Raw genomic sequence first — 13628 nt, 5'->3', positions numbered from 1 at the left:
TGACACCCCACGTAGCGCAGAACACGAACGGCCGTCGTTCGGCGATCGATCGCCGCACCACGCGCCACGGTGGCTATGCCGTCAGCCAGCGCATCAGAAAGCGTATCGAAGTGCGCATTTCGCAAAAACGGGACAGTCGTTCCGCTAAATCGCGGACAGCAGTTTCACTAAGTCGCGGACAGCAGGATGGGGTCGGCCCCCGGTTGCCTGGTTGAACTCATTTGCGATTGATTTCGCCGTTTTCGGCGCCGGTCAAGAGCGGCGGTGTTTTTTGCTTTCTCATGCTGTCGCCTTCGAGGGTGACGCGATGGGCGTTGTGAACGATCCGGTCGAGAATGGCGTCGGCGATTGTGCCGATCATGGCATGCCACTGGGCGATCGGCAGTTGCGCGGTGATCAGCGTCGATTTCCGGCGATAGCGTTCCTCGAAGATTTCCAGCAGATCGAGACGCTGCTGGTCGGTCAGGCTGTGGGTGCCCCAGTCGTCAAGGATGAGCAGTTGCACCCGAGCCAGCTTGTCGATGAGACGGGGAAAGCGGCCGTCGAGACGCGCCAGGGCGAGATCTTCGAACAGACGCGGCATGCGCAGGTAGAGCACGGAATGATCGAGCCGGGCGGCCTGACGTCCGAAGGCGCAGGCCAGCCAGGTCTTTCCGGTGCCGGTCTGCCCGGTGATGATGAGGTTTTCATGCGCCTTCAGCCAGGCGCCTTGGGCCAGCGACAGCGTATTGCGCCGGTCGAGCCCGCGATGCGCGGCGAAGTCGATGTTCTCGATGCAGGCGTCGACAAAGCGCAGCCTGGCAACGGCGAGACGGTTGGTCAGACGCTTGTCGGCACGCATGGCGGCTTCACGATCGAGCATCAGGCCAAGCCATTCGTCGCGACTGAGATCGTCGGCGTTGCTCTGGTCGGCCAGGTCCCGATAGGCGGCGGCCATTCCGCCAAGGCCGAGAGCCTGCATCTGGTCGAGGGTTGGATGTGTCAGCATGGTTGGTTTCCTTCCTTCATTGATAATAGGAGCCGCCGCGGATGTTGGTATGTGATGGCGTGGGCTTGACCGGCTCGGCTGCGGGCGGCACGCGGTCGAGGCCGGATTTGAGGATGGTGTTGACGGAGGAGTAGGTGATCGCATTGATGGTCAGGGCCCGCGCGCAGGCTGCCTCGAGCCGATCCCGCTCGTAGCGACGGGCCAGCGAGAGGATGCCAAACGCGGAGCGGTATCCCTGCTCGGGATGGGGACGGTCGCGCATAATGCGCTCGACCAGGATGGCGGTGTTGGCGCCGATCTCGGCTGCCTGCCGGATCAGGTTCGCCGGCGTCGTGTTGGCATAGCGCTGGTGCGCCTTGGGCATGTGCTCGTTGACGGTGACATGGCCGCAGCGCTGCGAGCGGCGGACATGGCTGGCGACGCGCTTGTGATCATGGAAGAGCTCGACCACCCGGTGGGTGAGCCGCACATCCACGCGCCGCCCGATCAGCGCGTGCGGCACCGAGTAGAAGGTCCTGTCGATCTCGACATGGTAGTCGGGATGCACCTTCGCCGATTTCCACTCCGCATATTCGAACGGCGCCGACGGCAGCGGCGCCAGAGCCGACCGCTCGATCTCCTCGAACAGTTCGCGGCGGCTTTTGCCGACATGGCGCATGGGGCGGTTGTTCAGATCCTCCAGCAACACCGCGATTGCGGCGTTGAGATCGCCGAGACTGAAGAAGCGCCGGTTGCGCAGCCGGGCCAGGACCCAGCGCTCGACGATCAGCACCGCGCCCTCGACCTTGCCCTTGTCGCGCGGCTTGCGGCTGCGGGTCGGCAGGATCGTCGTGTCGTAATGTTCGGCCATGGCGGCGAAGGTCTGGTTGAGCGTCGGCTCGAACCACAGCGCCTTGGCGACGCCGGCCTTCAGATTGTCGCAGACGATCGCCTTAGTTACCCCGCCGAAGAAGGTGAGTGCCCGGCACTGGCCCTCGATCCAGTCCGGCAGTTTTTGACTGAAGCTGGCATGGGCGAAGGTGAAGGACGAGGCGCCCAGCACTGCAACGAAGATCTGAGCCTGGTAGATGACGCCAGTATCGGGATCGACAACGGGCACGGTGTGGCCCGCATAGTCGGTCTGCATCACCGCGCCCGCCTCGTGGCGGTTGCGGAACGTTGCGCTCGCCCGGCGCTGGAAAGCGCCGAACCGGTCGCAAAACCATGTGTAGCCATAACCATCGGGGTGCGCCGCGCGGTATTCCTGCCACAACAACGTCAGCGTCACGCCCTTGCGCTTCAGCTCGCGCGAGATCATCGCCCAATCGGGCTCGTCCAGATCCTGCGGCGGACGGCCAACCCGGCGAAACAGAAGCCGCTCAAGCAATACGTCATTGTCATAGCCCGGCGGCAGCGGCCAGTCCGAGATGCCAGCCTCACGCGCCCGCAACAGATAGGTCGAAACCGAAGTCTTGCTGATCTTCAGCCGTTCCGACACCGCTCGCACCGAGAGGCCCTGCTCATGCGTCAGGCGCAGGATTGATCGTAGGTCTTTCACTGTCGTTCGTCTCGCTTGCTTCCGTCTTGGCATGGCCCCTCTCAACCCGATGATGAGAGGGCAAAATGCCAGAACGGCGCTCCCGAGAACCGACCGTTATCCGCCCCGAAGACTGTCCGGGAATTAGCGGAATCACTGTCCCGTAATTACTGAAATCCCTGTCCGCGAATTAGCGGAATGGGTGTCCGCGAATTTCTGAAACACGCAATCGAAGAGGCGTTCGGCTGGATCAAAACCGTCGCTGGGCAGGAGAAGACCAAATTGCGCGGCCGCGACCGCGTTGGGTGGGCCTTCACCTTCGCGGCCGCCGCCTACAATCTGGTGCGGCTGCCCAAGCTCTTGGCGGCGTCGAAATGACCGTGCCCGCAGGCTGCCAACTGATCGGCCGCTGGCGGATCATCGAAGCCGATCTGTGGGATCGCGGTTACCTGAACCTCGGTGGACCCGCAACCATCGCCATCGGACCCGACAACAACGGCGAGTCGCCTTTGGCGCCCTGCAAGCCGGTCTCGAACTGAGCTACAGCCCCTCGATAGTTCACTTCACATGGGCCGGGTGTGACGAGATGGATGAAGTCACAGGCGACGGCTATGCCGAATTGCTCGACGACGGCTCGATCGAGATCACATTCGCCTATCACAACGGCGACGAGGCCATCCTCAAGGCAATACGTCAGACTTCTTCAACAGCCTGTTAGATGTGGGCGCCGACGGGCCGGCGCGCACACTTGCCAGGTGGCCACCGCCGGATATGCCAACTGTCTGCCCGAATGATGTGCAGTTCGCCGCTGTCGCTACCTCGTGCAAAGAAGGCTGCGCATGTGGCACAGCGTTAGCTTGTCGCCAGCGGAACGTGCGCTCCAGCCGCAATCCAATCTGACAACAGCTGGACGTCCGCCTGCCCGATCACGCCCTGCATGGGCCCGGTTCCGATGATGGCGACCAAAAACATGCTTCTATCCGGCTCGCCCGGAATGATCCAGCCGCCACGGACAAGTGCCGCCATCAGATCCAACGGGGAGTCAAACAGCGTCTTCAGCTTCACGGGTTCGCCGCTTTCGTTGGGAAGCACAAGGTCCTCATGCGCGCGCTTGGCGCGAGACGCGAGACGCCTAATTAGAGCCTGAACCTGATTACCCAGGTCGTCGGGGGTTGCACGTGCCGGTCGCGCCGCCATACCGGTCGTGGCTTGGCCATCGATGAAGATGCGGTATATAAAGTGACCTGTACCGGCATCCACACCGTCGTCTGTCTTGAAATTCCAAGCGATCGTTCGTGAGCCTGGCTTTGGTGACTGCTCGTTGGCCACAACCTTCACCAATGTCTGGCGCGGATCGAAGACGGTAACAGTGAGCTGCTTCGCACCTTCAGGGATTTGGGCAGCAATATCGAGGCTGTCCCAGGCCAGTGCTATGGGCGGTTCCACGACCGCCGGCGCGGCAGCCAAGACCGCGGCATCCATGTCTAACATACATCGATAGATCGTCCCTCCGGACGCGTATGCGACGATCGGTTCAGTCTTGGTGAAACGAAAGCGGTTGATAAACCGACCCACGCCGTTGGCATCGAACCACGTGGCGCCGCCATCGGTCGTTCCGCTAGTCGTCCCGTCAGGACTACCCGACATGAACCCGTGCCCCCAGCCGCCGACCCACCCCACCTGGTCGTTAAGAAAGCCAATACCCTCCAGTTCAACATTCCGCTGCGGATCGTTGATTGGGATGCGCTTCCAAGTCTGTCCACCGTCCGTGGTCTTCAAAATGGCCGCGGCGGTGTCGTTTTCGAGGGACACGAATCCGACTTGCGGATTGAGGAATTGGATCTTCCAACCCCATTCGCCCGTCGGGAAGTCGATCCCAGAATTCAGGAGTTTGTTTTCCCACGTCTTGCCACCGTCGGAGGTGAACATGACCACTGGCTTCAATTGGTCGTAAGTCGTCCCCCCGTTTCCACCGACCACCCAGCCATGCAGATCGTCGACAAAATAGGTATCGATCAGCAGGTTGGCGTGCGCCGCCATCGAGATCGAGTTCCACGTCTGGCCGCCATCGGTCGTATGCATGACCGCTGCCTCACGATTTGGATATTGCGTACCGGAGGCAAAGACCACGCCCTTAGCCGGCGAGGATATCCCACATATCGCGCTAGGCAGCGGTGGCAGCGGATCGGTCATATCGTTCCAGATCTTGCCATCCTCGGTCTTCCACAGGCGCTGCCGGCGCGTGATTGAGCCCACCCAACCATCGGTCGCGCTGGTGAAGCTCATGCAACGAAGCCACGTGTCGGCGTCGACGGTATGTTGAACCGTCCAAGTCGCACCTGCATCTTCGGTATGCACGATTTGACCCGCACTGTTCACCGCCCAGCCGGTCTCGGGCCCTAGAAACCAAATATCATCGTAGCGTGTCTGGAGCGGAGCGTTCGTTGGACGCCAATTAAAGGCCATCGATCATCCTCCGGGTTGGAAAAATCGCAAAATGTCGGATGCAGAAACTGAAAGTGTGCTGCGCAAGGCTTGCCAGCTCTGCGCCGCAGGAGAGGAGCCCGGTGAGCATTTACCACCGTGGCAGTGTCGGTCCGCGAAGCTTCCACCGCCGAAGCTGGGAGGACGTTGTTTGTTTTGCTCGTTGTCGTGTAAAATACAGCGTCCTCGATTTCGACCGCATTTTTGACTGCAGCCTTTCCCCTACCAAGGAAATGGCTAGGGTAGCGGCATACCGTCGTTCAGCGATGCAATGCTCGACGCCACCCCGGGACCATCGGCGATCGACGCGAAGCCAAGCAGTAGCGCGTTGTGCAGGTCGGTAGAGGTTTGGCATTTTATCCTCTGCCGGATGCAACGTGTTTCCGCCGGTGGACATCGCGTCGTCCTACTGGGTGTTTCCACACCACCTTGCTCTGGTCAGGCTTCCATTCCGCCGCTTTGAGCAGAGTTCCCTGTTGGCACGTATCTGCATCGCCACTCACGCTACCGGTTACGGTGCCATAGGTCCCCACTGCCGGTTTTGGGCCCGGCCCCTGCGCAGCCAGAGGCAGTTACCTGCTGGGCCTCGGCGCTAAACGCAAGGCCAACCAACACTGTCTTGCTCAGAACGAATAGAATGGTTTTCATCTTGTCCTCCCAATTCAAAGGTTACGAGGCCGACATCCGCTGAAGGGTCTTGTCCCTGATCGCGAACGGCAATTGTGGACCCCGCCGGACAAGCAGGGATCTGTCGATACGGAGGATGTTCCGCACATTTCTCAAAGCAGTTTCGTTAACTTCAATGTACGCGACGATGTAGAATTCGCCGTTTTGCTCCCTGGCCATTCCCATCGGGGTTACACGCCATTTGAGTGCCCCGTGATGCGGCATGAAATACGTTTCTTGGACGCCGCCCACAGCAGCCAGCCCTTCGTCGAGCGCATATTCCATAACGGCGCAGCAAAGCTGTGTGAGCGTGCCTCGTAGCCCACCGGTGCGCTTGTCTGGAACCACAAAGGTCCGTGTCCATTCGGCCCAATCCGTGCGCCTGGGAACGCCTCCTATTTCGCACATATCGGAAAAAACCTCCGATACCATGTGCGGCTCGCTTGTTGGGATCAGCCGAGCCGAGGTCACCACGCGGTCCTCCTCGATCCCCAGCAAATATGTCGCTGCATCCGTATCGAATTGATCTAGCTCGCGACCATCTGGGCTCGGAGGGCGCCAATGTTTCTGGTGCACAAAAAAATCATGCCGCCGGCGCAAAAACTCGTCGAATTCTTTTTCGTAAAGATGTCTGTTCTGCGCGTTGACGACATGAGCGGCAATCATGCGCAATCCCCCGATCGTTGTCTGGGGATAGTTGCAGCGCGCCTAAAATACGTCACCTGTCCGATCGGACAGTTGACTCAATCGGTACGCGTTACAGCCGGGCGCAGGGCGAGTCCTCGCCTCTCACGTCACCGCAGGCACAAGAATTGGGTAGGTAGCGCCTTGGATCCCGTGACTCGAGAGCTGTCACCCGGAAGGCAGCCAGCTCGATATTTCATGCAATCACGGCGCTGTGCGTCTCAGGTCAGAACGTCAACGGAAAGGATCTCTATTGCCGAATTGATTGGGGCGGATCTGTCATCCGACAAGACCATCGCGACGATGGCAGCGTTCGGCGGATTAGGAAATTTCCAAGCTGGCAAAGAGAGAAACACTTCCTTCGTTTCGCCCACGATCAGCGGTTTATAGAACGCCGACCCAGATGCATTCGGCGAGACCGCATCCGTTGTAATGCGAACATCAGAAACCGGCTTGTCTGTTAGTTGCACCTGGAGCAGCAACTGCTCTTCTGGATCGACCCTAAGTGGCCGGAAGCTGACCTTTATCGTGATTACCCCCGACGTCAGGACTTTTGCCTCAACCCCCCTCAAAGGAACTACAACTGCACGCCGATCAGTTGCGATGTTCGGTCCCAAGAAATCAACGCCATCCACAGTTGACTCGGAGAGCTGCTGGGAAGCGGCCAACTTTGTCGGAGCCCCCAAAAGGACGGCTGCAGACGATATCAACGCCATCATTCCAATGACTCGACCATTGATCCGAGAACTCAAGGCATCTTGGCATTTCGACCGCAGCTCCATAGCTCTTTACGCCCCATAATTTGGGCTGAAATCAGGCCGATAGGATTGTAACACCCTTGAACGGGATACGGACGTCCGCGGGAACACCCTCAGCAATAGGAACAGCCATCAATTGAACTTTGAAGCCGTTCTCGGCTAGACGGCCTTGCGATGCGACACTCCGCAGGGCTTCAGTCAAGTCGATGTAGACATTTCTTCCGCCGCCGTGATGCGCGTGCGCGCCGCCGGGCCCGAAAAAGCTGAAGACACCTGCGCAAAGCTTGTCGTCAGTTGGCGTTTCAGGTGAGAGATAGGGACAATTCACGAACACCCCTACGGTCATATCGGTGTTTTGAGGAACCTCAACGCCTTCTATGCGGGCGATGATACGGCTCGGCTCGATTGCTTTAAGGGACGTTTCGGGTGCGTAGAAGACTCGCACATCTGATAGAACTTTGACCAAATCGTTTACCTTCACATCGACTGCTCTTTCGATGTTTGGCAGCGCGGGACCTGAAGAGGCACCCGACCCTATGGACGTGGGAATGGTCAGATTGAGCTTCGAGAGCAACGCGTCTCCGCCCGCATCGAACTTCTGTAGATCGAGCTTCGCAGAAATTTGTTCGATCACCGCCGGCTCTATCGTATCGTAAATGTAGTCAAACGATCCAAGCGACAGCGCGCCCTTCGATGTCGTATCGCTGACTGGCTTGCCATCTGCGTCATAAAAGCTGTCGGGATATGTGTTGTTCGGATCCCCAGAAGTATTTCCAACAGCCTGCCATTCGGCCCAAATGCGATCGATATTGCAATGGTGGAGCCAAAATATGGGGTCAAGGGGAGACATTCCGTTCCCCATGTGGCCCTTTGCACCGTGGAGAGATCCCACAGCCACATGAGTGTTGTTGTGCGGTTGCCCCTCGAGCAGGCCGGTGAATATCTCGAAGTCGGGCTGACCGCGAATACCGTCCAAAGTGGATTTCAGGAACGAATTAGCAAACTGAGGGATCGACGTCATGGTCTGCCCCCTGGCGATCCCGCGTGCGCCGACAGTGGCTACTTTGCCTGGTCCCCAGTTGTCGGATTGCTCGTTCGATTGATCGCTCCAGTGGACCACATTGAGTTGCGAAATGTCGAAGAAGGTATCTGGAACTTTGCTATTGCTCTCCTCCCAATCCCAATACGCCAGCGCAAAATCCGGCTTGCCAATCAGCTTTGCACAAATGTGCTCAAAGAACGAAAGATACCATCGATGCCAGTGCGTAAAATCAGTAACGCCATGCGTGCAGTGGCGTATGTGGATCAGCGCCTGATTTCGCCAGTTGCGTTGGTCGCTCACGGGCAATTGGTGCATCGCCTCGATGGCTTGCGCATAGTCAGAAAAGAAGGGATCAGTAGGCGCCATGGTAGAGGCATTGCGGCGGACGCGAGCCGCTGCTGACCAAGCTGGTCGATAGCGGAGAATTGCCGGCGCCGCTACACCACCTGCCGTGGCCGCCAGGAAACTGCGACGAGTGAGCATTTGTGACCCTTTCCCTTGATTGCTGCGGATGTAGTGAATTCATGTCAATTGGTCGTCACTGTTGGACTGCTACGAACGACGCTACATAGCCCGCAGGCGCACCATTGTGCGGCTTGGCTCTTATGACGCTCCCGACCAGAGCGGGAACCTGTCCCACCCCTCGCGGCCAGGTATGCGCCAAGTATCCGAAGTAATCATATTGCCAATCTTGGGTGGCTGTGCCGGCCCGCCCCATTCCGACGATTTGAACCGTCAGGGGCGCGCCGGATGCAGCTGGTTGGACGCTTCCATGGAGATCCAGGCCACCGCCGCTCCAGTCGATTGTTCCCCTGAGTGTGTTGTCAGCGGCAACGTCAAACGTAAAAGTAGCTTCCGCGAAAAAGAGGCCAAGAGCCGTCTGGTCATTGTCGGTTACGAGATTCTTGTTGTTGTGGAAGCTGCGGTATGTCCATTTTCCTGTGATGTCCTGAGGCGAATTCGGCGCTGCGGCCAGTCCGCCAATTCCGATGCCCACGCTCATCAAAAGCGCCAACACGAAGCGCCAAAATCGAACGCGCTCTGAGGTGGCGCGCCGCGCACAAGAAAGCCAGCGTTTGCGACGCACGCGATACTCGCCTCGTCGTTGCACGATGTTTTTGGAGAGATGGTCTTCGCGACTGTTGACGACGTGAGCGGCAATCATAGCGCGTCCCCCGGCTGGTCTTTACCAATCATTCGCAGCCGGCCTCAAGTCCGTCACCTGTCCGATGGGACAGTTGACTCAAATTAGGGATGAATCATGCGCCTGCGCACCGCCTCAACGATTGCTTGCGTAGTCGTGGCGACACCGAAAGCCTCGCGAGCTCTTGTGGCGTGCCATTTGACAGTTCGCTCTGCCAGACCAAGAATTTGGGATGTTTCGGATGAGGTTTTGCCGGCGGCGGCCCATAACAGCACCTCCTTCTCGCGCTCGGTCAGGAGCCCTTCATCGACCTCGTCAACATTCGATAATGCTTGGATTGTCATACCGGCGTAGACCGCCATGGTGACCAGCTGTACCTCCTCCCGCGGCGAGAGAGAGCAGACGTTCGCTGAAGAGGCAAACGACAGCACTGATTGCCAATGGTGGACACTTAGCATCGGCACGGCAAAACCACTCGAAATGCCAAACTCAGTGGCCTCACCCGCAACATGCCGCGACGCCTTTGACTCGGACCACTTCGCTGGGACGTCGGCCCAAAGAAATGGCTTCAAGGTCTTTGCGGAATAGATGCAAACTCCATCAACTGCCGCGTATTCAGCTTCTACGTACCGCTCAAACCAGCCCTTTGGCCACCCATTGAGCTCAACCATGGGGGCAAGTTTCTGCCCACCAAGCGGAACGCCGCTCAGGATGAGGTGCTCGAATCCGAGATTTCGCACTGTTTGGAGCAAGTCAGTCAAAAGGGGGCCAGGCGCGGTGTGCGTTCTGCAACGCTCAACGAATTCGAACACATCCGAGTCGATCATCGACGCCACCCGCCTGCTCTGCGACGCAGCCAAGCTAATTTAGCTGACGCAAACATACTATTAGTGACGGGCGTTTCTCTAGCAACTATTTAATCGTTTAACAGTAGCGACTGTGTTATTTCCAAGTGGTTCGCCAGCTGGTAGCGGGTACCTTTGTCAATCGCGCCGTTTGGCAGCGCGTGCACCGATGTCACGGGCGAGATCGTGACGAGCCTTTTCGAATTCGCATCTGCACCTCAGGAAGGCGACAACCATTGCAGATCGCCGCGCGCGTGCGCACACACGCCCCGCTTGTGTGAATCACACAGTCGGCCGGAAACTAGTGGCAGTGGTACTCGCCAGTCTTGTGGTTTGTATGGCACCCGTTGGCATCAGTGCCACCGCCGTGTGCAAGGTCGTTGGTTGCAAAAGTCAATGTAAAAGCCCCGAACGCAGCCCAAATCGTCATTTTCATTATGCTTTCCCCAAAGTCATTTTGACAAAAAAGCACTATTGCCGCGCCGGCACAACTGTTCGTTTTGGAAATGGAACGCAACCAGATCAGGGGGTCCGAATTGTTTTCCATCTCTGTGAGCAAAAACTGGCCAGCGTCCGGGGAAGATTGCGTGCAAGCCCCTTCGCCGGCAAATTCGACAACAAGGGTGCATGATCTGGTTAGGCGTCGGGGGATATCTTCATGCGTTGGCGTTTGTATTTTGCCGTTTTTAGCCAATGCGTTCAGTCGATCGTACGCGATTGCGGACTGATACCGCCACTCAGTCAACTATGCAGCCTTCGCCGCTTGGATAGCGTGAAGCATTTCTGGCTTGAGGTGCGTATAGCGCCGCAACATCTTCCAATCCTTGTGCCCTGTGACCAGCGCTACCTGTTCAATTGTGAACCCAGCTTCGAAAAGGCGACTTGTTCCTTCGTGCCGCAAATGGTGAAAATGAAGGTCGCGTATGTCCAGGTCAGCGCACCCTCGACGGAATGCGGTGCCGACTGACCTATGATTGAATGGGGAAATTCGATCATCGTCATTGCTTCGCTTGGCCAGCTGAGCCTCGACGATGGCCCATGCGTCGTATCCAGTTGCCGCGAATAGGGGTATGCGCTGATTGTTCCCGTTTTTGTTTCGCGGGTCTTTCCGGTCCCGGATTAGAAGCATCCGCGTGCGAGTGTCCATGTCGGACCACCGCGCCTTACAGATCTCCTCTTGGCGCATCGCAGTTGCGACTGCGAAACGTATGATCTGGCTAACCGGTGCGATCTGACGAGGGTTTGCATCGAAGTGAGCGATAAGCCTGTCGAGTTCATCTTGGGTTGGCCGCCTGTCGCGCTGATAACCTTTCCCAACGAGACCAAGCCTCTTTAGGGCAATACGCGCGAGATCAACCGGTTCGACCTTGACGGGCAGGCCGTGAACCGCGGCAGCATGAGGCAGGATAAGTTTCACAAAGCCGATGTCGATACCGAGAGTCATCGGTCCGGCACCTTGGGCGGCTCGATCACGACCAAAGCGAATGAGCCGTTCGCGATCGAGGGCCGCGATGCTGCACTTCCCAAGATGCCTTCGCAGCATATCGAGGGCTGCAGCCTTGGAGCGGAGAGGGGACTTGCCTACATCGCACATGTCGTCGATATGAAGGTCGATGAGTTGGCCGAAAGTTTTTAGTCGCTCTACACGGGACTTGCTCGGTGCCTCACCACGATCGATTTGGCGCTCGGCATCGGTTGCCCACCGCCGTGCATCCTCCCGACGCAGGAAGGTCTCGCTGACGTATCGACCCTTGCGACGGACTTGGACATGCCAGGAGCCGGACGAGAGTTTCGTATAGGTGGCCAATTTCGTGTGCGCTCCGTGTGCACTGAGGGATCGAAAGGTGGCGAAAAGGGTCGTATTCTGTCGTAAATTCGTGTGCACTCGGCAGGGTCTAACGATTTGATGTTAAAGAAAAATTGTGAAAAATCGAGATCATAGACTGGCCGTGGCACCCATGATGTCCTGACCAGACCATGGCGTGGCGATCGAGCAGTCGACCGTGAACCCGCCTTGCCGCGTCTGTTGAGCCTGGTTGATCCAGATCAGGGTTATCTCTTCGTCGGCATGGTTTCATTGACCATTTCAACGGAGAACGGATGTCTAACGGACGGTTAGGTCGCGTGGAGACGCTTGGGGAGATGAGCCGCAAACCGTGGACCGATTGCGATGCGCTCCAGTGCTCTTCGTCGCAGACAGCCGACGCTAGCTCTGTCGATAGATTCGACGTTATTGTCGTCGGAGCCGGGCCGGTCGGACTTTCCTTCGCCGCATCGCTTGCCCAGAGCCGACTCAAGGTGGCAGTGGTTGAACGGCAGTCGCTCGAAAGCCTGGCGAATCCGGCTTTCGACGGTCGCGAGATCGCGCTGACCCACGCATCGGTTGGAATCCTTCGCGAGCTCGGCGCCTGGGATGCCATCCCCGCTTCGGACAAATCACCGCTACAAGGCGCGCGCGTGCTCAACGGATCGAGCCCTTTCGCCCTGTGCTTCGATTCTCCCAGCGGATCTGCGGAACCACTCGGAATTCTGGTCCCAAATTGTCGGATCCGCGACGCCCTGTTCAAGATTGTCCACTTCCAGGGTCATGCCCAGCTGCTGTGCGGCCACTCGGTCGTCAATGCAACAACCAGCCACAAAGAAGCAGTCATAAGGCTCTGTGATGGCAGGCAACTGGCCGCTCGGCTGCTCGTTGCAGCGGATTCGCGTCTGTCCGCGACGCGCGACCTGCTCGGCATTGGGGCCGACATCAATCGGCTTGGCAACTCCATGCTGATTTGCCGGGTGAGGCACGAGCGCGCCCATCACCAGATCGCGGTCGAATGGTTCGATCACCATCAGACGATAGCGATGTTGCCGCTCATGGAAGGCGTGTCGTCGCTGCTTCTCACTTTGCGCTCAAACGAGGCCGACAGACTGCTTGCTCTCGACGACGATTTGTTCCTGATGGAATTGACGAACCGGTGTCGAGGACGCCTCGGAGAGATGACCTTGGCAAGCACCCGCCATGCCTATCCGCTGGTCACGACCTGGGCGCACAAGTTCTGGGCTCCGAGTGCGGCACTAATCGGCGATGCTGCCCTCGGCATGCACCCGGTGACCGCGCATGGCTTCAACATCGGCCTCAGCGGCCAGAAGCAACTCGCCGATGGAATCCTGGCGGCATGTCGTGAGCGCCGCGACATTGCTGATCCTGACATGCTCGGCAGATACGAAAGCCGGCTGCGTCTGTCGGCGGCACCGCTCTATCATGCTACGAATGTACTTGTCGCTCTCTACTCAGGCGAGCACCCGACGGCACGGCTTGCAAGACATGCAGGGCTTCGCTTTGCCCAATATCTTCCCTTTATCCGCCATGGCATTTCGGCCATGCTCAGGCGGTGAATCGCAGGCAGTGCTGCCCGCTCTGGAACGCTAGCTCGGCCCGGCTTCCTTTTGTCTCGCCGGGCGCGTTGGTGCCGTTGGCAGGGCTGCTTCCATGGTGACGTTGCCGATCCTGGG

Annotated in this window: 13 protein-coding genes and 2 pseudogenes; 5 read left to right on the top strand and 10 right to left on the bottom strand. The window is 58.4% G+C overall.

The features are described from left to right. Positions 1-110 (top strand): annotated as a pseudogene (locus NKI47_RS31545) (IS5/IS1182 family transposase); the annotation flags it as partial. A gap of 107 nt (positions 111-217) precedes the next feature. On the opposite strand, the gene istB reads toward NKI47_RS31545, so the two are convergent. Then, on the bottom strand, positions 218-988 hold the full coding sequence (gene istB / locus NKI47_RS31540) for an IS21-like element helper ATPase IstB (RefSeq protein WP_352595119.1): 771 nt from the start codon (positions 986-988) through the stop codon (positions 218-220). Positions 989-1004: 16 nt separating this feature from the next. Further along, entirely contained in the window at positions 1005-2558 is a 1554-nt protein-coding gene (gene istA, locus NKI47_RS31535; RefSeq protein ID WP_352595116.1) for an IS21 family transposase, read from the bottom strand. A 171-nt stretch (positions 2559-2729) separates the two neighbouring features. Here istA and NKI47_RS31530 point away from each other — a divergent pair. From NKI47_RS31530 to NKI47_RS31520, 3 genes and pseudogenes are all read left to right on the top strand, one after another. After that, positions 2730-2882: pseudogene (locus tag NKI47_RS31530) on the top strand (transposase); the annotation flags it as partial. Then, a complete protein-coding gene (locus tag NKI47_RS31525) occupies positions 2879-3043 on the top strand; it encodes a hypothetical protein (RefSeq protein ID WP_352595113.1) in 165 nt (54 codons plus the stop codon). The pseudogene NKI47_RS31530 and the gene NKI47_RS31525, both read left to right, overlap by 4 nt. A 47-nt stretch (positions 3044-3090) precedes the next feature. Continuing rightward, complete coding sequence (locus NKI47_RS31520; RefSeq protein ID WP_352595110.1) at positions 3091-3222, top strand: hypothetical protein; 132 nt, start codon at positions 3091-3093, stop codon at positions 3220-3222. 134 nt (positions 3223-3356) lie between these two features. Here NKI47_RS31520 and NKI47_RS31515 read toward each other — a convergent pair whose 3' ends face one another. The 8 genes from NKI47_RS31515 to NKI47_RS31480 form a co-directional block, all read right to left on the bottom strand. Beyond that, positions 3357-4970 (bottom strand): WD40/YVTN/BNR-like repeat-containing protein, encoded by a 1614-nt coding sequence (locus tag NKI47_RS31515; protein WP_352595107.1) that lies wholly within the window; start codon positions 4968-4970, stop codon positions 3357-3359. 687 nt (positions 4971-5657) lie between these two features. Next, positions 5658-6320 (bottom strand): acyl-homoserine-lactone synthase, encoded by a 663-nt coding sequence (locus NKI47_RS31510; protein ID WP_352595104.1) that lies wholly within the window; start codon positions 6318-6320, stop codon positions 5658-5660. A gap of 239 nt (positions 6321-6559) precedes the next feature. Further along, entirely contained in the window at positions 6560-7057 is a 498-nt protein-coding gene (locus NKI47_RS31505; protein ID WP_352595101.1) for a hypothetical protein, read from the bottom strand. A gap of 94 nt (positions 7058-7151) precedes the next feature. Further along, on the bottom strand, positions 7152-8621 hold the full coding sequence (locus NKI47_RS31500) for a tyrosinase family protein (protein WP_352595098.1): 1470 nt from the start codon (positions 8619-8621) through the stop codon (positions 7152-7154). 55 nt (positions 8622-8676) lie between these two features. Continuing rightward, positions 8677-9303, bottom strand: a complete 627-nt coding sequence (locus tag NKI47_RS31495) for a hypothetical protein (protein ID WP_352595095.1) — start codon at positions 9301-9303, stop codon at positions 8677-8679. A gap of 83 nt (positions 9304-9386) precedes the next feature. Continuing rightward, positions 9387-10109: a helix-turn-helix transcriptional regulator gene (locus NKI47_RS31490; RefSeq protein WP_352595092.1), complete on the bottom strand. Its 723-nt coding sequence runs from the start codon at positions 10107-10109 to the stop codon at positions 9387-9389. A gap of 319 nt (positions 10110-10428) precedes the next feature. After that, a complete protein-coding gene (locus tag NKI47_RS31485) occupies positions 10429-10557 on the bottom strand; it encodes a YHYH domain-containing protein (protein WP_352595126.1) in 129 nt (42 codons plus the stop codon). A gap of 315 nt (positions 10558-10872) precedes the next feature. Continuing rightward, positions 10873-11934, bottom strand: a complete 1062-nt coding sequence (locus NKI47_RS31480; protein WP_352595089.1) for a tyrosine-type recombinase/integrase — start codon at positions 11932-11934, stop codon at positions 10873-10875. A gap of 335 nt (positions 11935-12269) precedes the next feature. Here NKI47_RS31480 and ubiM point away from each other — a divergent pair, with 335 nt between their 5' ends. Then, complete coding sequence (gene ubiM / locus NKI47_RS31475) at positions 12270-13511, top strand: 5-demethoxyubiquinol-8 5-hydroxylase UbiM (protein ID WP_352595086.1); 1242 nt, start codon at positions 12270-12272, stop codon at positions 13509-13511. The last annotated feature ends 117 nt before the right edge of the window (positions 13512-13628 follow it).

Source organism: Mesorhizobium sp. M0633 (genome assembly GCF_040320645.1).
In the GTDB taxonomy this organism is placed as follows: domain Bacteria; phylum Pseudomonadota; class Alphaproteobacteria; order Rhizobiales; family Rhizobiaceae; genus Mesorhizobium.
Note: the sequence above shows the minus strand (reverse complement) of the source record. Positions and strands in the feature narration are given on the sequence as shown.